We start from the raw sequence: 19,505 nt of genomic DNA on the forward strand, positions 1-19,505 counted from the left end.
AGGGTTAAAAAAATTTTCGTTTTACGCGAATGATTCTAACAAGTTTAGGGGTCGTCTCGCCCTATGTACGTGCCCGTTCCCCTGCACTCGTCGCCATGTTCGCGGCCAGCTCTGCCGCTGCGGCATCCAGGGCCATCATCGACGCTGCTTCCAAAATCACCGAAGCCACCGATACCGCCATCGCGTGGCACACGCTGGCCAGCAGCTCAGAGGAAACTTCCTTGCGTCCGCGTTCCAATTCGGAAAGATATCCCGGACTGACGTTCGCCAACGCAGCCAATTGCCGCAGGGTGAAACCGTTGTTTGTGCGGTATTCCTTCAGCGTCGCCCCCAACGCTTCACGCAGGAGTGGCTCATCCGCCGGCATCCGCTCGCTCGGACGCTCAACCGCTACCGTATCCATGACCATCGTATTGTGACTCATCAATCATCCCAACGTCTCTGGCGGCGAATTTGTTCCCGCCAGTCTACTCGCTCGCTAACTCCATCGCGCGGGTTACGCTGAACTGGCGAATCTTCGCCCTTAACTCCACAGAATCCAATCCGGCGAACTCGCCAGTCTCACGCCTTTGGATGAATTCCGCATACAGGTTCTCCACCCGCACGCCCCGCGAGCTATCAAAAATGCCAATAAACACCTCGCCCACCGGATGACCATCCTGGGGATCCGGCCCGGCCACTCCTGTGAGTGCTACTCCCACATCGGCACTGCATCGCCCAGCTACACCCTCTGCGAGCTCAGCCGCCGTCTCCGCAGACACCGGCCCGTGCTCTTTGAGAGTCTGTTCACTCACTCCCGCTAGGTCGTGTTTGGTGTCGGTCGCATAAACAATGACGCCACCTCGCAGAACCGCTGATGCCCCCGGTACCTCTGCAATAGTGGCCGCGCATAGACCTGCAGTGAGGGATTCAGCCGTGGCAATGGTTCGCCCACTGCGGGTGAACTCAGTGACCAAATGCTGTGCGGCCAGGTTCACGGGCATTTAGGCGTTTTCCTTGCGTGAGTCGAGGATGTACTGCACACCAGTGACGACTGTTTGGACAACGGCCACACCCATAACGATCATCGCAATGGTCTGTACCACCCCGCCGAATGGGAGGATATAGAGGAACACAGCCAGAGTCTGCAGCACGGTCTTTAGCTTGCCGCCCTTCGAGGCGGGAACGACGTTGCCCTGACGAGCCAACACCATTCGCCAGACGGTAATTCCCAACTCGCGTACAACAACAATTGCCGTTACCCACCACGGCAGCTCGCCGAGAATATTCAGGCTGACAAAAGCCGAAATCATCAATGCCTTATCGGCAATTGGATCCGCGAGCTTTCCGAAGTCGGTGATGACCTCGTAACGCCGCGCTAGAAAGCCATCCAGCTGGTCGGTAAACATCAACAGGCAAAAAGCCAGCAGTGCCCACCAGCGGTGCGCCCGATCGCTTTCTGCCCCGGCGATCTCCCAATCCCCCGAAGTCAGAATCAACCATAGGAACACCGGGATCAGAGCAATGCGAACGCACGTGAGGACATTCGGCAAACTCACGCTATGGACAAACGTTCCAAACGAAGATCGCGGTGCTGAAGTATTCACAGATACCTATCCTACCGCGGAGGTCTCTTCGTTTTCCTGTGCCTTCTTGCCCACCGTAAGGCTCAGCACTGTTGTCACAATCAGCACGCCCACAATCGTCAGCAGCGATACTTCCACGGAAACCTCAGGAACCGACAGCCCCTGGCCGCCGTTAATAAACGGCAAGTTGTTTTCGTGAAGAGCGTGCAAAATCAGCTTCGTTCCAATGAAGGCCAGAATGATGAATAGACCGTAGGACAGGTACACCAGACGATCCAGCAAGCCATCCAGCAGGAAGTACAGCTGCCGCAATCCCAGTAGTGCCAGGGCGTTAGTCGTGAACACAATGTACGGTTCGCTCGTAATGCCGTAGATGGCAGGGATGGAGTCGAGTGCAAACAGCACGTCTACGAATCCGATGGCCACCAGGGAAATGAAAAGTGGCGTCAATACCTTCTTGCCATTTTCCTTGAACCACAGGCGATCCGACTCGTAGTGATCCGAGACATGAATAAACTTGCGCACTGCCTTGATAATCATCATGTCTTGCGGATCCTGCTCCTCCTCACCGGAGATCTCATCCCACAGCAACTTGGCGGCCGTCCACAGCAGGAAAAAGCCGAAGAGGTAGAACACATCGGACCAAGCCTCAATAATCGCTGCACCGAGGGCGATGAAAACACCGCGCAGGATCAGCGCCAGGGCGATGCCGATGAGCAGTACCTTTTGCTGGTACTTGCGGGGGATCTTAAACGAGCTCAGGATCAGCGCAAAGATGAAGAGGTTATCGACGCTCAAGGCCTTCTCGGTGATATAGCCTGCGAAGAACTCCATGCCATGCTGGTGTGGATTGCCCGGTTCACCCCATGTCAGCCACAGGAACCCACCGAACAAGCAGGCCAGCGCGATATAGAAAAGGCTCCATAGCGCCGACTCTTTCATCGATGGCTCGTGGGGCGTCTTGACGTGACTATAAAAGTCGAAGACAAAGAATCCGGCTACCACCACAATGGTGATGATCCAAGTAAGAGCATTTACTTCCATTAAGAATCCTCCGGTCGTTAAATGGCGTCACTAAAAAGACCGGAGGTCTCCCCTGCCCGTTCCACCGAAGTGACGAGCCGACATGACCGGGAGGATGAAACCTGCCGTGTTGACGATCAATGTCGAGGGCGCCGAAGAATCTGGCGCTAGGGTACTCCCCTCCAACAGTCGATAACCTTACACGAGTCCGCTCGGCGGGTTCGCAGAGACCACGCGAGTGTCGGAATCTGAGTCGTCGGCAGCGTCGGATTCAACGGCGGCAGACGCCTCGGCGTCCATGACCTCCTTAGGCGCATCCTCGGGGTTAGCCCCCTTGATCATCCACAGCATCGTCTCAAGCTCTTCCGGCTTCACCAGCACCTCGCGTGCCTTGGAGCCTTCAGAAGGTCCGACCACACCGCGGGTCTCCATAAGGTCCATTAGGCGGCCGGCCTTGGCAAAACCAATGCGCAGCTTACGCTGCAACATGGACGTCGAACCGAACTGGCTGGTAACAACCAGCTCCACGGCTTGCAACAGATCTTCCAGATCGTTGCCGATATCCGGGTCAATATCCTTCTTCGCCTCTGCGGCCTTGTCCTCAGTCACGCCCTCCCTATAGTCGGGCTCAGCCTGGGTCTTTGCGGCCTCGACAACAGCGCTGATTTCCTCATCGGTGACAAAAGCACCCTGAATGCGCTGTGGTTTGCCGGCTCCTTGCGGGATGAACAAACCATCGCCCATGCCGATCAGCTTCTCGGCACCACCCTGGTCCAGGATCACGCGGGAGTCCGTCGAGGAACTAGTGGCGAACGCCAAGCGGGAAGGCACATTCGTCTTGATCAAACCGGTGACCACGTCGACGGAAGGACGCTGCGTCGCAAGTACGAGGTGGATACCTGCAGCGCGGGCCTTCTGGGTAATGCGCACGATCGAATCTTCGATCTCGCGCGGGGCAGTCATCATCAGGTCGGCGAGCTCGTCCACCACGCACACGATGTAGGGGTACGGACGGTACTCACGCTCGGATCCCAAAGGAGTCGTGATCTCACCGGACTTGACCTTGCGGTTGAAGTCCTTGATGTGGCGCACGCGGCTGGCCTTCATGTCCATGTACCGCTGCTCCATCTCCTCCACCAGCCAGTTGAGGGCCGCGGCGGCTTTCTTCGGCTGGGTGATGATGGGCGTGATCAGGTGCGGAATGCCCTCGTAAGGGGTCAGCTCCACCATCTTCGGGTCCACCAGGATCAAGCGAACCTCGTCCGGAGTCGCACGGGTCAGCAGTGACACCAGCATCGAGTTCACAAAAGCCGACTTACCGGAGCCCGTAGAACCGGCCACGAGCAGGTGCGGCATCTTCTGAATAGAGTGCGCCACAAAGTCGCCCTCGATATCCTTACCCAGGCCAATGACCATCGGGTCGTGGTCGGAAATCACCTTAGGTGCTTCCAGCACGTCGCCTAGACGCACCATCTCGCGGTCGGAGTTGGGCACCTCGATACCCACGGCAGACTTGCCGGGGATAGGGGTGAGCAGGCGCACGTTGTCAGTGGCTACTGCATAGGCCAGGTTGGATTGCAGGTTGGTGATCTTGGAAACCTTCACACCCGGGCCCAGTTCGACCTCGTAGCGCGTTACTGTCGGTCCACGGCTAAAGCCAGTCACCTGCGCATCGACATTAAATTCCTCGAATACATCGGAGATCGCCTCGATCATCCGATCATTCGTTTCGCTGCGGGTCTTCGGCGCGTCGCCGTTGAGCAGCAGGTCCGTTGAAGGCAAGGCGTAGTCGCTGTCCTTCTTTACGACGCCCTCAGGCACATCCTCTTCCAATTCCGACTTGGGCGTCGAGGCTGGAATGGCCGATGCGTCTATGCCGGAACGAGCGACAATAGCCTGTCGCACAGAATCGCGAGAATTGGCGACCGGATCCTTCTTCGCCCGTGGCTTGGGTTGTGGCTCCTTCTTGGGCTCAGACTTGGGCTCAGACTTAGGCGTGGGTGCTGGTGCTGGAGCCTCCGTCTCGTCGTCATCCAGTAGCTCCGCAACATCCTGCACCTGGGGTGCGGGCTTCTTCGGCTGGGGCTTACGCTTGCGCTTCTTCGGCGTATCCAGGACGAGAGTCTCATTCGAGTCGTCTTCATCCTGTCTAGTCTGAACCGGGTAATTATCCATCGGGGTTCGACGTGCCGCGCGTGTGATCTCGTGATCTACGTGACCGTATTGGTCATCCTCGTCAAAGGAGTCATAGTCCTCGGAGCTGTCGACATTGCCAGTACTCCGCCGATTTCCGACCCCCAGGAAATCAGCAGCCAGGTTGTAGATCTGCTTTACGGTCAGTCCTGTGAGCTGCAGCGCACCATAAACAATGGCCAGAAGCAGCAACGGAATAGCGAGGTAGGTGCTGAAGCCGACTGCCATCGGCGTACCAATGGCCTGACCGACCAGACCGCCCGCAGCGGATTTGCCCGAAGCGTCCGTGGGCTGTCCGGCAAAGAGGTGAATCAACCCCAGCATCGGTAGCACAATGAGAGCCGTCCCCAGCCACAGACGAGCCGTCGAGCGTTGGGTTCTTTCGACGCCCACCATCAGTACCCAGGCGGCAAAAGCCATGGCGATGGGGACGACGTATCCACCCGCGCCAATGATCCAAGTCAGTAGTCCAGCAATTCCATTACCCACTGCACCACCAACGCCGAACCACAAGGTTCCGGCAAGGATCAGAGCTACCGCGAACACTCCAATCGCGGCGCCGTCGTAGGAACCTCCAATGCGCGCTGGCTCGTTGCTCATGTTGGGATCTTCGGCACTGAAGTCGGCGTCGAAACCATCGTCCTCAGTATCCTGCGTCCAGTCGTCGCTGGCGCGAGCACCACGACGCTTGTCAAGCCTTTTCGCTTGACTCGATCGAGATCCTCGCTGGCCACCCCGCTTGGAGATCACCTGCGTTTCCGCCTCCTCTAGAAAATCTGCATCGTCAAAAGTGTCAAGGTCGCTTGCGTTACCGCGGGAAGCGAGGCGACGAGTCAAGCCGCCAATCCCGCGCGCTGCACCGCTAAAGGCCGAGCCAAGGGAATGACCCACCACACCAAAGGCACTGCCGGTGCGTTCAAAGTCCCCCGTGTCACCGAAGCCAGAGTAGCCTGAGCTGACCGGCGAAACGGCACGCGTGTCCTCGAACCCACCGCGCCGGCTGGAGCTCGGTCGATTGGCGTGCGAACCCCTACTGCGGGGCGCTGAGCTACGAGAGCGACTAGTGACAGACATGGCCACCACTTTAGTCGCAGCAATCACAGTAGTCACATGAGCAACACGCGCTTTGTTCTAAAAAGATCGCTAGAAGATGTGTCGCTTAATGCGAGCTACAGTAGCCTCGTCCCCCGGAGTGAGCGTGACGCTAGCCGCAGAATCGCGCCCATAGAGCCATAGCAACAGCTCCCCGGCGTCACCGCTCACCCGTACCTCGTCGGGGGTATCGGCTCCAGCCCGCACCACTGCTGCCTCCGCGCCATCCGTTCGCTCTATAACGACGTGAATGCGTGAGGAGCGCAAGCAGAACTTCGCCATCTTGCTTACGGCTTTCCACAGGCTCTCTCGGGCAGAATTTGCCAAATCACGCGGAGAGTTATCCCCTCCCCCACGTCGCAGATCCTCATGGTGAATAAAGTTCTCGGCCAGGTTGGCGTATTTGTCTGCCAAACGCATTGGATTCCACGTGGGCGGGCCATTGCGGTACATCTCCACCAGCTCGGCAAATGGCTTGGACTCGTAGTCGTGACTTACGGTATCCAGTCGATTCGCCAGCCCTTTAAAGAACATGCCGGCAGCGGCATCCGGACGATACTCGCGGATCACCAAATGAACCGCTAAATCACGTGCAGTCCAGCCCTCGCACAACGTAGGTGCATCAGAACCGGACTGCTGTAGAAGATCTGCCAGCGCTTCGCGCTCTGCCTGGGAGGTACTTAAGTTATAAGGTTCCATGCCACCCAAGCGTAGCGAAAAGCTAGATGGACTCGCGGGCTTCTTCCTCCTCGAGCTCTTCAACAATCTCGGAGCTCATCGGGACGACGGTCGGCACGATCATCGGCTTGCGGTTCCACTTATCAGAGATGAGCTTGCCCACCTTACGGCGGATAGCCTGGGCCATGCGATAGGGATCGTTCTCTCCCTCGCCAGCCAGGTCGATCATCACATTATCGACCTTCTCCTGGATTTCCTTCAGCATGTCGCGCGCGTCGTCCGAGAATCCCTTGGCCTGGACGCTCGGCGCCTCCAGCGGACGACCGGTGCGGTTGTCGATGACAGTGGTGATCGAAATCAGGCCACCCTCGGACATCGTCGTGCGGTCTTCCAGCACGCTGCTGTCAATGTCACCCATGCGGGTGCCGTCGACGTAGAGATTACCGACGGTAATTTGGCCAACAACCTTGGCGTGACCATTGTGGAGATCCACGACCACACCGTTTTGCGCCAGCGGAATGTTATTCGGGTTCACACCAGTGCTGATCGCCAGTTCCTTGTTGGCACGCAGGTGCCGCCACTCGCCGTGTACGGGCATAGCGTTGCGCGGACGGGCAGCGTTGTACAGGAATAGAAGCTCACCGGAGTAACCGTGGCCAGAGGTGTGCACCTTAGCGTCACGACCAGTAATGACGGTTGCACCGATCTGAGACAGCATGTTGATTACGCCAAATACCGCTTCTTCGTTACCCGGGACCAGGGAGGAGGACAAGATGATCAGGTCGCCATCGCGAACGGTGATCTGACGGTGCTCACGGCGTGCCATGCGAGACAGAGCCGCCATCGGCTCGCCCTGCGTACCGGTCGTAATCAGCACGACCTTGTGGGGAGCCATCCTTGCGGCGTCGTCCATAGAGACGATAGTGCCGCGTGGCACGTTCAAGTAGCCCATGCGCTCGGCAATTTCCATGTTGCGGATCATCGAGCGACCGTTGAAAGCAACCTTGCGGTTGGCTGCCACGGCAGCGTCCACAGCGGACTGCACACGGGAAACGTTAGAGGCAAAGGAGGCGATAATTACGCGCTGCTTGGCGTCACGCACCAGGCGCTTCAATGTCGGCGCAATATCTGCCTCGGAGCCGGATACGCCCGGGGTAGTCGCGTTCGTCGAGTCACACAGGAACAGATCTACGCCCTCGTCGCCAAAGCGAGACAGCGCCGGCAGGTCGGTCGGGCGACCGTCCAGCGGGGTCTGATCCAGCTTGATGTCACCGGTGTGAACCAGTAGACCAGCACCGGTCTTCAGGGCAATGCCCAGGCAGTCCGGGATCGAGTGGTTCACAGCGAAGAAGCGCAGATCGAATGGTCCGCGACTCTCGTGCGAGTTCTCATCAACCTCGATGAGCTTCGGACGCTGACGGTGTTCCTGCGTCTTCGCCGCGATCAGAGCACACGTGAAACGGGAGGCAATGATCGGGATATCGGCACGCTGCTTCAGCAGCCATGGAATAGCGCCGATGTGATCCTCGTGGCCATGGGTGATGACCAGCGCTTCCACGCGATCCCACTTGTCCTCCAAGTAGCTAAAGTCCGGCAGGATCAGATCCACGCCAGGCTCGCCGGAGCTCGGGAAGAGCACACCACAGTCGATAATCAGCAGGCGACCCTCGTACTCGAAGACGGTCATGTTGCGACCGATTTCGGAGATACCGCCCAGCGCAACGATGCGCAGGCTGCCCTTTGGCTGCTTCGGCGGCTTCGGCAGACGCTGTGTCAAGTCAGCACCCTGCATAGCCTTCAGAGCGCCCTTGCGACGGTCGCCCCCACGGCCACCGCGGCCACGGCCTTTATTGTTGCCGCCATTACCGCCGTTACCACCATTGCCACCACGGCCACGGCCGCGGGAGCGACGGTTCCGGTTGCGGTTGTTGTTCTTGTTGCCGCCACCGTTGTTACCGCCATTATTTTCGCCATTGCTTTCGCTGTTGTCGCCGTTGTTCTTAGCGACGCCACCGTCGTTGAAAACGGTCGCAGCCTCAGCGTTGGAGACAGCGGTGTTATCCGATTGTGCTTCCGCTTCCGCGCTCGGCGGAGCGGCCTTCCGAGTCACCTTGCGGCCTCGGGAACGTTGTTCAGTCATATTTTCCCTATACCCCTGCTGCCTGCAGGTCTTGAGCCAGCTGATCCATCTCAGCGGCAGTTGGTTCGATGATGGGAAGACGCGGTGCACCCACGTCCTTTCCCTTTAGCTTTAGTGCTGCCTTCGCAAATGTCACGCCCCCGAGGCGAGCCTGTGCCTTCTGCAGCGGCTGCAGTTGCACTGCAATGCTACGGGCAGTGGCGATATCGCCAGCGTCGAACGCATCCCTTAGTTCCTTAAGCTGTCGCGTTGCCACATGACCAATCACGGAGATAAAGCCGGTGGCACCTGCGGCCAGCCACGGCAGGTTCAGCGGGTCATCGCCCGAGTACCACGCCAGGTCAGTGTTCTCGATGAGCTCCATGGCTGCGGCCAGGTCGCCCTTGGCGTCCTTCACAGCGGCGATCTGCGGGTGATCGGCCAGTCGGCGCAGGGTTTCTGGCTCCACCGGAACGACGGAACGGGAGGGAATGTCATAGACACACACTGGAATATCCACTGCGTCCGCAACAGTCGTGAAGTGCTGGTAAATACCCTCTTGGCTGGGACGGGAGTAATAAGGGGTCACAACCAGAAGAGAATCAGCACCGGCCTCCTGCGAGGCGCGAGACATTTCTACGGTGACAGCTGTGTCATAAGACCCGCTTCCGGCAATCAGCTTAACGCGGTCGCCGAGCTCGGATCGTACTGCTCTGAGCAGGTCAAGTTTCTCGGTCGCACCCGTGGTGGGTGACTCACCGGTGGTACCGGCCAAGACCAAAGAATCGCAGCCCTCATCCACGAAGTGGCCTGCTAGTGCCACGCCCGCGTCCAAGTCGACGGAGCCGTCCTTCTTAAAAGGGGTCACCATCGCAAGAGAGATAGTTCCGAAGTGCGCGGATCCCCTTGTTGCTGCGTTACCTGTACTCATGACTTCCCAGACTACCTTCCTTCGCGAGAATCTCACGTATTTGGGTGCTTTTCCTTGCGTTTAGATATTGTCTTGCACTCGCTGTGCGCCAAATGAGGCGAATTACCCTAAGACTCCCCTACATAAGGGCTCGTTGCCATTTCCCCGCCATCGTGCAGCTGGGTGATCGAAAAATCCTCGAACACATTCGGCGCCACTGCCTGCAGCTGCCGGAGACATGCCACCGCAATCCGGCGAATCTCCGGATCGGCGTGCTCGGCGGCGCGCATGGCGATGAAGTGTCGCCAGCTGCGGAAGTTACCACTCATAACGAAACGAGTCTCAACGCAATTCGGCAGCACCGCTCGGGCCGCCTGTCGCGCTTGCTTGGTGCGCAGTATCGCGTTTGGTTCCTCCGCGAAGTCCTCGCCGAGGCCGTCCAAAATCTCCCTGTAGGCGTCATAGGCCACATCAGCGGCCTGCAAAAACAGCTTCTTGAGATCCTCGTTGTTAGCTACAGCCTCGGGCACCACCACACGTGCCTCATCCGCTGGCACGTAACGCTGCGAGAGCTGGCTAAAACTGAAGTGCCGGTGGCGCATAATCTCATGGCTGCAGGAACGCGAAACTCCCCGCAGGTACATCGATGCACTGGCATGTTCCAGCAAGGTGGTGTGGCCGACGTCCATGATGTGTCGCACATAGGCCGCATTCGTGGCTGTGTGAGGATTGGGCTTATCCCATGTCTCGTAGCAGGCTCTTCCTGCAAACTCGACTAAGGCCGCGCTGTCTTCAGCGTCGGTGTGCCAATCCAGTTCTGCCACAGGGTGAAAAGCCGTGTGGCCAACCAGATCTATCTGTAGGGGTGCAACGGTAGCCATGAACTAGGCCTCTGCACCGCCGTCGAGGCCTAGGAACTTTTCCAGCCCAATTGTCAGGCCAGGGTTTGCACCAATCTTTTCCACGCCGATCATGATGCCGGGTACGAAAGACTCACGGTCGTAGGAATCCTGCTTGAGGGTCAGGGTCTGCCCCTTCGTGCCGAAGATGACCTGCTCATGGGCAACCATGCCGGTCATACGTACAGCGTGGACAGGCACGCCCTGGACGTCTGCGCCACGTGCGCCGTCAAGGGACTGTGTTGTGGCGTCGGGCTGCTCAGCAAGACCTGCGGCCTTGCGGGCGCGGGCAATACCTTCTGCGGTGTGCACAGCCGTGCCGGACGGAGCATCCACCTTGTTCGGGTGGTGCAGTTCTACAACCTCGGCAGATTCGAAGAAGGGCGCGGCAATCTCCGCAAACTTCATAGTCAGCACAGCGGAGATAGCAAAGTTCGGGGCAACCAGCACACCAGTCTGCGGAGCATCCTGGAGCCAGCCGCGAACGGTGTCGAAGCGCTCCTCGGTCCAGCCGGTGGTGCCTACTACCGCGTGGATGCCGTTCTTGATGCAGAACTCGAGGTTGCCCATCACTGCATCGGGAACAGTGAAGTCCACCACGACCTCAGCTTTGTTGTCCACCAACGCCTGGAGGTCATCGCCATGGTCGATGGCAGCTACCAGCTCGTGGTTCTCGTCAGCCTCCACGGCAGCCACAACGGCACTGCCCACGCGGCCTCGAGCGCCCAATACACCAATGCGAGTCATGAAATAATCACTCTTTCCAGCTAGTTTGCGACTAGTTCTCTTCGACCAAAACCAGGGAGATCTTGCCGCGGTTGTCGATGTCCGCGATCTCCACTTCGAGCTTGTCGCCCACGGAGACTTCGTCTTCGACGCGCTCGATGCGACGGTCGCCACCCAGGTTGGAGATGTGGATCAAACCGTCCTTACCCGGCAACAAGGAAACGAAAGCACCAAATGCAGTGGTCTTCACGACGGTACCCAAGAAGCGATCGCCGACCTTCGGCTGCTGTGGGTTAGCGATCGCATTGATCTTTTCTTCTGCCTGACGTGCAGACTCGCCGCCGACAGCGGAGATGAATACCGTACCATCGTCCTCGATGGTGATATTCGCACCAGTTTCCTCGGTGATTTGGTTGATCGTCTTACCCTTCGGGCCGATAACCTCACCGATCTTGTTCTGGGGGATGGAGATGCTGGAGATGTGCGGAGCTAGGTCGCTCATATCATCAGGCGCGTCGATAGCCTCATTCATCAGCTGCAGGATCTCCAGGCGCGCGGTGCGGGCCTGTTGCAGTGCCTCCGCCAAGACGTCAGAGGGGATGCCGTCCAGCTTCGTATCTAGCTGCAGAGCCGTCACGAACTCGCTCGTACCGGCGACCTTGAAGTCCATATCGCCGAAGGCATCCTCGGCGCCCAGGATATCGGTCAGGGTGACGTACTTGTCCTTGCCATTCTTGCCGACCTTGCCCGTCACTAGGCCCATAGCGATGCCTGCCACCGGAGCCTTCAGCGGCACACCCGCGTTGTACAGGCTCAGTGTAGAGGCACACACGGATCCCATGGAGGTCGAACCGTTGGAACCAAGAGCCTCAGACACCTGGCGGATCGTGTACGGGAAGTCATCACGGCTGGGGATAACGGGCGTCAATGCGCGCTCCGCCAGAGCACCGTGGCCGATCTCGCGACGCTTCGGGGAGCCCACCCGGCCAGTCTCACCAGTGGAGTACGGCGGGAAGTTGTAGTGGTGGATGTAACGCTTCGTAGTCTCCGGACCCAGCGAGTCGATCTGCTGCTCCATCTTCAGCATGTCCAGCGTGGTCACGCCCAGGATCTGGGTTTCGCCACGCTCAAACAGCGCGGAACCGTGAGCACGCGGAATGAGCTGCACGACGATACCCAGGTCGCGGATCGTGGTGCTATCGCGGCCATCGATGCGGAAGCCCTCCTCCAGGATGCGGCGGCGAACCACTGCCTTGGTTACCTCGTTGTGAGCGGCTCGAATCTCCGCCTCTCGCTCCGGGAACTCCGCCAGCAACTCGTCGACATTTTCCTGCATGTTCGTGGCCAGAGCCTCATCGCGCTCCTGCTTATCCGCGATGGCCATGATGTCTTCGAGTGCGTCCTTTGCCTCCGCCTCAACCGAGGCATAGACGTCCTCGCCATAGGGCGGGAATAGTTCAAACTCACGCGTCTCGGCGTCCACTGCCTTCGCCAGCGCAGTCTGTGCCTCGCACAGCGTGGCGATGAACGGCTTCGCGGCCTCGATACCCTGCGCCACGACTTCTTCGGTCGGAGCCGGTGCACCTTCGGCGATGCGCTCGACAACCGTGTCGGTCGCGCCAGCCTCTACCATCATGACGGCCACGTTCGGCTCACCGGCATTGGCGTTCCTGCCACGACCGCGACCACGCCCGCGGGAAGGCTTCATCGGCTCGGTGACGCGACCAGCAACAACCAGCTCGAAGATTGCCTTCTCTTCCTGCTCACGCGTCGGGAAAGCGATCCACTGACCTTCTGCATGATCCTCATCCACAACCAGTGCCATGCGCACGCCGCCAACCGGCCCGGAAACCGGCAAACCGGACAGCTGAGTGGAGGCCGACGCGCCATTGATAGCCAGCACGTCATAACGATCCTGCGGATCCATCGACAGTACCGTGACGATGACCTGCACCTCATTGCGCAGGCCACGTACGAAGGTCGGACGCAGAGGTCGGTCGATCAGTCGAGCAGCCAGGATCGCATCCGTACCCGGTCGACCCTCACGGCGGAAGAAGCTTCCGGGAATGCGGCCGACGGAGTACATCCGCTCCTCCACGTCGACAGTCAGCGGGAAGAAGTCGATGCCCTCGCGTGGTTGGCGGGACGCTGCGGTGGTGGACAGCAGCATCGTGTCCTCATCCAGGTACGTCGTCACTGCGCCGTCTGCCTGGCGAGCCAGTAGCCCGGTCTCGAAGCGGACGGTGCGGGTACCGAAATCGCCGTTGTCGATGGTGGCCTCTGCCTCCCACACCCCGGCGTCCGGGTCGACGAGCTCTGCTTGAATGTTCTGCTTCTTCGTACTCATGATGGAGTTTCGCAATCGCCTTTCTGCGTTACCTTGCGTTGCACACCACGGCGGCTCACTTTTCGTCTGGTCTTCGGTGCCGACGCCACCACCGTGGAGATTTATTTCACTATTCGATTGGCTTTTAGTATTTAACCGGCACCAAGACTAGCACGAAGTAGCACAAACGCCCGCCACCTCGTCGCGGTAGAAGCGACTTTGAGGTGGCGGGCGTGTGATCTAGGAGTGAGCCTTAGCGGCGCAGACCCAGGCGCTCGATCAGGGAGCGGTAACGATCAACGTTGTTCTCGGCCAGGTACTTCAGTAGACCCTTACGACGACCAACCAGCAGCAGCAGGCCGCGGCGGGAGTGGTGGTCGTGCTTGTGGTACTTCAGGTGCTCGGTCAGCTGACGGATACGAACGGTCAGCAGTGCGATCTGAGCCTCCGGGGAGCCGGTATCGGTCTCGTGCAGGCCGAACTCCTTGAGAGTCTCGGTCTTCTTTTCCTTGGACAGTGCCATGGATTAATCTCCTTGATAGTTATTTCAGTCCGCGCGAAAAATTACAGTGGCGACTACCGCAGACCACAGTCGCTCAACCTGGGGGATGTTAGCACGTGGTTCAGTGCTAACCCAAAATGCTAGCCTTAAATGCCTAGCCCAGCGCCTTGCGCGTCTGGGTGACATCGCGGCCAATGGCCTCGATTAGCTGGTCCAACGAGTTGTAGGTTTCCATCCCCCGCAGGCGGTGGACAAACTCCACGGCGATGTCGAGACCATATAGGTCAGCTTCGTGGTCGAGGATAAAGCTCTCGACGCTGCGCGGTTCGTGACCGAACGTGGGGTTAGTGCCCACAGAAATCGCGGAGGGCATGCGCTCACCCACCGGCATGGTGCCCACGGTGGCTCCAGCGGCAATGCCATGACCAGGCAGCACCGTCACATAGCCGGCGTAGACACCATCGGCAGGCAAGGCGAATTTCTCGGCAAAGTACAAGTTCGCCGTAGGGAATCCCAAAGCCCGTCCACCGCGGCCTGCCCCGTGAGTTACTTCCCCAGACACCCGGAAGTTGCGACCTAGCGCCTCATTCGCCCCCTCCACGTTGCCTTCGGCAAGCGCCTGGCGGATCCAGGTAGAGCACACCACATGGTCGCCATCCTCCAAGAGCCCCAGAACGTCCACACGCATTCCGCGCGCCTCGCCCAGCTCCTGCAGCATTGCTGAAGTGCCCGCGGCCTTGTGCCCGAAAGTGAAGTTATCCCCCACCACCACGGCCTTCGCGTTCAGAAGCTCGACCAGTACTTTGTTTACGTATTCCTCGGGGGACCAGCTGGCGATCTCCTTTGTGAACGAGACGACGACTACATGATCGATACCGTACTCATGGGCCAATTCGGCGCGTCGCCGCACGCTAGACAGCAACGGCGGAACGGCAGACGGCCTGAACACGACCGTCGGGTGTGGATCGAAGGTGAACATCACGCTCGGCACTCCTCGCTCATGTGCCAGCGCAACGGCGCGCTTTACTAGTTCTTGGTGCCCACGGTGCACACCGTCAAACACGCCGATGGTCACGACGGTGCCACCAGCGGCTAGATGCTCGGGAATTCTGTCCAGTCCGTACCAGATACTCACGTCAAGCATGCTAGTCGATACTCTGTGAGTATGAATCAACGCAGTACCCCTTCCATCCTGAGCCGCTCCGGCGTGGTTTTGGTCGATAAGCCTTCCGGACCCACCTCACACGACATGGTGGCCAAGCTCCGCCGGATCATGGGTACGCGCCGGGTTGGCCATTCGGGCACCCTCGATCCCCTGGCCACAGGGCTGCTAGTTGTGGGCGTCGAAAGAGGAACAAAGTTTTTGGCTCATGTCGTCGCGCACGATAAGCGCTACGAGGCGACCGTGCGTCTCGGTATGGCAACGCACACCGACGATGCACAGGGCGACATAACCTTTACCGCCTCGCCGGAGAAGTTGGCGACTCTTACCGAGGAGCAGATCCGCGCGGCCTTCGCTACTCAGACCGGTGACATCATGCAACGCCCAACGTCAGTCTCCTCCATCAAGATCGACGGCAAGCGCGCCCATGAATTAGTTCGCGAGGGACACGAGGTCGTTTTGCCGGAGCGCCCCGTTACCATCTTCTCGCTGGAGGTACACGACGTAGTTGTTAATGACGCCCCCTCTTGCATCGACGTCCGCATTTCCGTGCACTGTTCGAGTGGTACCTATATTCGGGCGATTGCACGGGACGTGGGTGCTGCCTTGGGCATGGGCGGTCACCTGACAATGTTGCGTCGCACATCGGTGGGGCCTTTCGACATTTCAGAGGCTCGCACATTGGAGCAACTCGACGCGAACCCCTCGCTCACGCTAAACCTGGACGAAGCTATGGTTCGCTGCTTCGCCACACGAGAGATCAGCGAGTCCGAAGGCGTCGACCTTTCCCTGGGCAAATGGCTCGAGCCGGTGGGTAACAAGGGCGTTACCGCAGCGGTCACCCCATCCGGGCACGCAATCGCGCTGATTGAGGAGAAAGGAAAGCGTGCCGCCAGTGTCTTCGTCGCCCGCCCTGCGGGCCTTGCCTAGTTTGCCGGCACAGCTGCCGCAGTGATGACCAAGCCGTTGCGGATGATCCAACGCCCCTGAATAAACGGCACCGGAACCGGACGAGCCAGCAGATACGAGGTGAAGGTTCCGTCGGCGCGCAGATCAATATCGGCCTGGTCGAAATCCAAGAAGCGATGTGTCAGAGGGAACCACGCCTTGTAGGTGGCTTCCTTCGCACTAAAGAGCACCGTGTCCAAAAGCTGAAGATCGTTGGCACGCATTGTGCGGCGAATGCGCCGTTGTTCCCCCGGCCGGGCGATGGTGTTGAACACGCCCTCGGGTAGAGGAATCGCCTTTTCCGCGTCAATTCCCACTGAGGCCCAGCGGCGGGCAGGTGCCAGCAACGCAGCGCGGAAGCCCGCTGTGTGCGTGAGTGAACCAACTACGCCTTCGGGGAACAACGGCATGCCCCGGGGGCCGCGCAGAATCGGCGGGTGGGCATCCATAAAGTTCTTCAAGGCTTGGTGGGCGCACCACCGGGAATCGCCAAAGTCAGCCTTGCGACGATCCACAGCTCCACACACCAGCTCTTGCTCCTCAGCTGAGAGTGCATGGAACTGGCTTAGATCCCCGGCCTCGTTATGCAGTTCGGCGCACGCAGCACCGCGAGGCAACAATCCGCGCGGAATGGTCGGCTGCTGTGCGCCGAAACTCTCCACGACGGCTACATCGTCGAGATCCGTAATTAGGGTTCCGTTCTGCCTCATGCTGTCACCTCCTCTAACTGCTAGCGCCAACTGCTATCTACGGCTACCGGATAGGGCCATAGTTTCTTTTCCAAGCGGGGCGGAAGTGTGATCTTCCGCTCTCTCGGGTAACCGAGTGAGACCTCGGTGTGCGTTACATTGCCGAGCGAAAACTCTACCGGAATATGCAAATGCCCATAAACCACAACATCCGCTTCATAGCGTTGCGGCCATTCCTGTGTGTGCCGTGTACCGGACCAAAGGCCGATCTCCTCGTGCTTTACGTTGACCATCGTCTCGCGCACCAAAGGCCAGTGATTGACCAGGATTGTTGGCCCTTCCACTGCCGCCAGGCGCCGCACCGAGTAACGCAGTCGCTCGCGGCACCAGAGCACGATGTCCTCGTAAGGGGCAATCGCAAAATCATCCATGAGCACTATGCCTTTGTCCCGAGCTGCGGCCAACGCTGCAGTGGGCGTCATAGAAGAATCACGCCATGAATGGTCATAAAGGGTGAACAGGGGTGCGACAGTGCGACCGGCGAATGTCGGGAAAGGATCTTCCGGTGTAAGGACTCCCAGGCGCTGCGCCGTGGCGATGACGGCATCGTACTTGGCGCGGCCATGTACGCGGTCACTCGTGCGACTGAACAGCTCATGGTTGCCAGGGGTGTAAATCACCTGTGCAAACCGACTTTGAAGCAGACTGAGAGTGCGTTCGATGGACGGCAGATCCTCGGCGATGTCGCCGGCGACGATCAGCCAGTCTGCTGGATCCGTGGGGCGAACGAGATCACATACCAGGTCCTTGTTGCCGGGAGCACGGACGTGTAGGTCGCTCACCGCCCACAGCGTGCGGGGCATCGGGTACTCCCCTCTCCAGCTCAAGTCACAAGTGTTAACAAGCGTAACACTAGTTATCCCATTTATCGCCACTAAAGCGCCAGCTGACGAACATCAAACGGATCACGATGAAGGCAAAAAGGCCCCACCACACGCCTACCAAACCCCAGCCAAACGCCCAGGACAGCCACACTAAAGGGAGGAAACCCGCTAGTACCGAGATGATCGTTGCGGTACGCAGGAATGCCGCATCCGCAGCGCCCAACAACACGCCGTCCAGCGCAAAAACCACGCCCCCGGCCAAGACCAAAAGCACCAGCAGCCACCACGGACCGCCAATGGTAGCGAGCACATCGGCATCCGTCGTAAAGATGCGCGGGATGACGTGCGCCCCCGCCGCCAAACCAGCGGCCAGAATCAGCGATGCCGCCACGGAAAACCGCAGCACGGACACGCCTACTTTGCGGGCCGCCGCAAACGACCCAGCTCCCAGGGCCGCACCCACCAGTGCCTGCGCCGCGATTGCGACGGAGTCCAAAACCAAGGTGAGAAAATTCCACAGCTGAAGCAACACCTGGTGGGCGCCCAAAGGCGCAGGCCCCATACGCCCTGCCACCATAGCCGCAGAGATAAACGCCGCCTGGAAGCTCAGGCTGCGCAAAATAAGATCACGCCCCATCGCCAGTTGAGAACGAATCACCAGCCAATTGGGAGCTAGAGACTTCCCATCCCCCTCCGCTCGCCAATGCACGACCAGAGCACCGAGGAAGCACGCCGCGGTAATACTCTCCCCCAGGACATTCGCATATGCAGATCCCACCAGCCCAAAGCGCTGCACCGAAAGTGGGACGATCACGGCCATCGGTATCACGCCAGCAAGCGTGAACCACAGCGGCAGCTTAGTATTCGACATCCCGCGCAACCAGCCATTGCCTGCCATGGTGAACAACACCGGGATGATGGATCCACAGGTCACTCGCATCCACTTCGTGGCCTCGGAGACCACGGCGGCGTCACTAGTAAACAACCCCATAATCTGCGGAGTAAAGGCGAAAACCAACACCGCCAGCACGGCTCCTACCGCCAGCGCGACCCACGTGGCCTGCAACCCCTCGTAGATAGCGGCAGCGCGGCGACCTGCACCGTAATGACGCGCAGCGCGAGCCGTCGTACCATACGAAAGGAAGGTTAGCTGAGTAGTAACAGTGCTAAGAACAGTGGCGCCCGCAGCCAATGCGGCAAGGTCGGTAGCGCCCAGCCGACCAACGACCGCCGTATCTAACAGCAAGTACAGCGGTGTGGCCGCCAAAACAACAAGGGCCGGCCAGGCCAATCCCAAAATTTTTCGGGCATCGGCCGGGCCGGCAGTAGCGTCTTGTTTAATCAAGACTTGTACGGATCCTCGTCACCCGCCGGACGGGCGCCGGCGGACTGCGCACGCAGAGCCTCGTCCTGAGCCTTCGCTTTGGCCAGCAGCTCCTCAAAGTGCGCTGACGCCTCCGGCACAGTGTCCAGGCTAAAGCTCAAGGTCGGGGTGAAGCGCACGCTCAGCTGATCGCCAACGATTTTACGCAGCTGTCCCTTCGCCTTGGTCAAGGCCTCCTCCGCCGCAGCGGTATCCGGCTCCGCGTCCACGGTCTTACCACGCACGGTGTAGAACACCGTCGCGTCGTGGAGGTCGCCGGTGAGGCGCGCGTCCGTAATGGTCACGAACTCCAGGCGCGGATCCTTAATCTGCCGCTCGATAGCCGTGGCAACAATCTGCTGGATGCGCTTGGCCATGCGTGCAGCACGTGCGTGATCAACCATGAACTTCTCCTTGTAACTCGAG

Annotated in this window: 18 protein-coding genes; 1 reads left to right on the forward strand and 17 read right to left on the reverse strand. The window is 59.3% G+C overall.

Going from position 1 to position 19,505, the window contains the following annotated elements; genetic code table 11:
• Nucleotides 1-61: 61 nt before the first annotated feature.
• From AC06DS_RS08715 to AC06DS_RS08775, 13 genes are all read right to left on the reverse strand, one after another.
• Nucleotides 62-409 (reverse strand): helix-turn-helix domain-containing protein, encoded by a 348-nt coding sequence (locus AC06DS_RS08715; protein WP_448308288.1) that lies wholly within the window; start codon nucleotides 407-409, stop codon nucleotides 62-64.
• 58 nt (nucleotides 410-467) lie between these two features.
• Nucleotides 468-983 (reverse strand): CinA family protein, encoded by a 516-nt coding sequence (locus AC06DS_RS08720; protein ID WP_477100539.1) that lies wholly within the window; start codon nucleotides 981-983, stop codon nucleotides 468-470.
• Nucleotides 984-1,586, reverse strand: a complete 603-nt coding sequence (gene pgsA, locus AC06DS_RS08725; RefSeq protein WP_293790174.1) for a CDP-diacylglycerol--glycerol-3-phosphate 3-phosphatidyltransferase — start codon at nucleotides 1,584-1,586, stop codon at nucleotides 984-986. It lies immediately after the preceding gene.
• A 6-nt stretch (nucleotides 1,587-1,592) separates the two neighbouring features.
• Nucleotides 1,593-2,609 carry a TerC family protein gene (locus tag AC06DS_RS08730; protein ID WP_477100540.1) on the reverse strand — a complete coding sequence of 339 codons (1,017 nt, stop codon included), beginning with the start codon at nucleotides 2,607-2,609 and terminating at the stop codon, nucleotides 1,593-1,595.
• Between the two features lie 177 nt (nucleotides 2,610-2,786).
• Nucleotides 2,787-5,855 carry an FtsK/SpoIIIE family DNA translocase gene (locus AC06DS_RS08735; protein ID WP_477100541.1) on the reverse strand — a complete coding sequence of 1,023 codons (3,069 nt, stop codon included), beginning with the start codon at nucleotides 5,853-5,855 and terminating at the stop codon, nucleotides 2,787-2,789.
• A gap of 69 nt (nucleotides 5,856-5,924) precedes the next feature.
• Entirely contained in the window at nucleotides 5,925-6,572 is a 648-nt protein-coding gene (locus tag AC06DS_RS08740) for a TIGR03085 family metal-binding protein (RefSeq protein ID WP_477100542.1), read from the reverse strand.
• 22 nt (nucleotides 6,573-6,594) lie between these two features.
• Entirely contained in the window at nucleotides 6,595-8,691 is a 2,097-nt protein-coding gene (locus AC06DS_RS08745; RefSeq protein ID WP_448308245.1) for a ribonuclease J, read from the reverse strand.
• A 7-nt stretch (nucleotides 8,692-8,698) separates the two neighbouring features.
• On the reverse strand, nucleotides 8,699-9,601 hold the full coding sequence (gene dapA, locus AC06DS_RS08750) for a 4-hydroxy-tetrahydrodipicolinate synthase (RefSeq protein WP_477100543.1): 903 nt from the start codon (nucleotides 9,599-9,601) through the stop codon (nucleotides 8,699-8,701).
• A 107-nt stretch (nucleotides 9,602-9,708) separates the two neighbouring features.
• Entirely contained in the window at nucleotides 9,709-10,461 is a 753-nt protein-coding gene (gene thyX / locus AC06DS_RS08755) for an FAD-dependent thymidylate synthase (protein ID WP_477100544.1), read from the reverse strand.
• 3 nt (nucleotides 10,462-10,464) lie between these two features.
• Nucleotides 10,465-11,226 (reverse strand): 4-hydroxy-tetrahydrodipicolinate reductase, encoded by a 762-nt coding sequence (dapB, locus tag AC06DS_RS08760; RefSeq protein WP_473963208.1) that lies wholly within the window; start codon nucleotides 11,224-11,226, stop codon nucleotides 10,465-10,467.
• Nucleotides 11,227-11,257: 31 nt separating this feature from the next.
• Nucleotides 11,258-13,552: a polyribonucleotide nucleotidyltransferase gene (locus AC06DS_RS08765; protein ID WP_477100545.1), complete on the reverse strand. Its 2,295-nt coding sequence runs from the start codon at nucleotides 13,550-13,552 to the stop codon at nucleotides 11,258-11,260.
• A 232-nt stretch (nucleotides 13,553-13,784) separates the two neighbouring features.
• The gene (gene rpsO, locus AC06DS_RS08770) at nucleotides 13,785-14,054 is read right to left on the reverse strand and encodes a 30S ribosomal protein S15 (RefSeq protein WP_034970619.1); all 270 of its coding nucleotides are present in this window, start codon (nucleotides 14,052-14,054) and stop codon (nucleotides 13,785-13,787) included.
• A gap of 133 nt (nucleotides 14,055-14,187) precedes the next feature.
• Nucleotides 14,188-15,168, reverse strand: a complete 981-nt coding sequence (locus tag AC06DS_RS08775) for a bifunctional riboflavin kinase/FAD synthetase (RefSeq protein ID WP_477100546.1) — start codon at nucleotides 15,166-15,168, stop codon at nucleotides 14,188-14,190.
• Nucleotides 15,169-15,198: 30 nt separating this feature from the next.
• On the opposite strand from AC06DS_RS08775, the gene truB reads away from it, so the two are divergent.
• Nucleotides 15,199-16,125, forward strand: coding sequence for a tRNA pseudouridine(55) synthase TruB (truB, locus tag AC06DS_RS08780; RefSeq protein ID WP_477100547.1), 927 nt, complete (start codon nucleotides 15,199-15,201; stop codon nucleotides 16,123-16,125).
• On the opposite strand, the gene AC06DS_RS08785 is transcribed toward truB, so the two are convergent.
• Genes AC06DS_RS08785 through rbfA form a run of 4 tightly spaced genes read right to left on the reverse strand, consistent with a single transcriptional unit; the run spans nucleotide 16,122 to nucleotide 19,483 of the window.
• The gene (locus AC06DS_RS08785) at nucleotides 16,122-16,853 is read right to left on the reverse strand and encodes a 4'-phosphopantetheinyl transferase family protein (protein ID WP_448308239.1); all 732 of its coding nucleotides are present in this window, start codon (nucleotides 16,851-16,853) and stop codon (nucleotides 16,122-16,124) included. The genes truB and AC06DS_RS08785 overlap by 4 nt on opposite strands.
• Before the next feature lie 20 nt (nucleotides 16,854-16,873).
• A complete protein-coding gene (locus AC06DS_RS08790; protein ID WP_477100548.1) occupies nucleotides 16,874-17,695 on the reverse strand; it encodes a metallophosphoesterase family protein in 822 nt (273 codons plus the stop codon).
• Between the two features lie 49 nt (nucleotides 17,696-17,744).
• Nucleotides 17,745-19,061 carry an MATE family efflux transporter gene (locus tag AC06DS_RS08795; RefSeq protein WP_477100549.1) on the reverse strand — a complete coding sequence of 439 codons (1,317 nt, stop codon included), beginning with the start codon at nucleotides 19,059-19,061 and terminating at the stop codon, nucleotides 17,745-17,747.
• Nucleotides 19,058-19,483: a 30S ribosome-binding factor RbfA gene (gene rbfA / locus AC06DS_RS08800; RefSeq protein ID WP_293790135.1), complete on the reverse strand. Its 426-nt coding sequence runs from the start codon at nucleotides 19,481-19,483 to the stop codon at nucleotides 19,058-19,060. The genes AC06DS_RS08795 and rbfA overlap by 4 nt, the downstream gene beginning before the upstream one ends.
• Between the last annotated feature and the right edge of the window lie 22 nt (nucleotides 19,484-19,505).

This window comes from Corynebacterium sp. TUM25015 (assembly GCF_056393505.1).

Excerpts from the sequence above, each read along its gene's own strand:
- rpsO (WP_034970619.1), bottom strand. The coding sequence starts at position 14,054 with ATGGCACTGTCCAAGGAAAAGAAGACCGAGACTCTCAAGGAGTTCGGC.
- AC06DS_RS08765 (WP_477100545.1), bottom strand. The coding sequence starts at position 13,552 with ATGAGTACGAAGAAGCAGAACATTCAAGCAGAGCTCGTCGACCCGGAC.
- AC06DS_RS08740 (WP_477100542.1), bottom strand. The coding sequence starts at position 6,572 with ATGGAACCTTATAACTTAAGTACCTCCCAGGCAGAGCGCGAAGCGCTG.
- thyX (WP_477100544.1), bottom strand. The coding sequence starts at position 10,461 with ATGGCTACCGTTGCACCCCTACAGATAGATCTGGTTGGCCACACGGCT.
- AC06DS_RS08790 (WP_477100548.1), bottom strand. The coding sequence starts at position 17,695 with ATGCCCCGCACGCTGTGGGCGGTGAGCGACCTACACGTCCGTGCTCCC.
- dapB (WP_473963208.1), bottom strand. The coding sequence starts at position 11,226 with ATGACTCGCATTGGTGTATTGGGCGCTCGAGGCCGCGTGGGCAGTGCC.
- AC06DS_RS08730 (WP_477100540.1), bottom strand. The coding sequence starts at position 2,609 with ATGGAAGTAAATGCTCTTACTTGGATCATCACCATTGTGGTGGTAGCC.
- AC06DS_RS08715 (WP_448308288.1), bottom strand. The coding sequence starts at position 409 with ATGGTCATGGATACGGTAGCGGTTGAGCGTCCGAGCGAGCGGATGCCG.
- AC06DS_RS08720 (WP_477100539.1), bottom strand. The coding sequence starts at position 983 with ATGCCCGTGAACCTGGCCGCACAGCATTTGGTCACTGAGTTCACCCGC.
- truB (WP_477100547.1), top strand. The coding sequence starts at position 15,199 with ATGAATCAACGCAGTACCCCTTCCATCCTGAGCCGCTCCGGCGTGGTT.
- AC06DS_RS08745 (WP_448308245.1), bottom strand. The coding sequence starts at position 8,691 with ATGACTGAACAACGTTCCCGAGGCCGCAAGGTGACTCGGAAGGCCGCT.
- AC06DS_RS08785 (WP_448308239.1), bottom strand. The coding sequence starts at position 16,853 with ATGAGGCAGAACGGAACCCTAATTACGGATCTCGACGATGTAGCCGTC.
- AC06DS_RS08735 (WP_477100541.1), bottom strand. The coding sequence starts at position 5,855 with ATGTCTGTCACTAGTCGCTCTCGTAGCTCAGCGCCCCGCAGTAGGGGT.
- dapA (WP_477100543.1), bottom strand. The coding sequence starts at position 9,601 with ATGAGTACAGGTAACGCAGCAACAAGGGGATCCGCGCACTTCGGAACT.
- rbfA (WP_293790135.1), bottom strand. The coding sequence starts at position 19,483 with ATGGTTGATCACGCACGTGCTGCACGCATGGCCAAGCGCATCCAGCAG.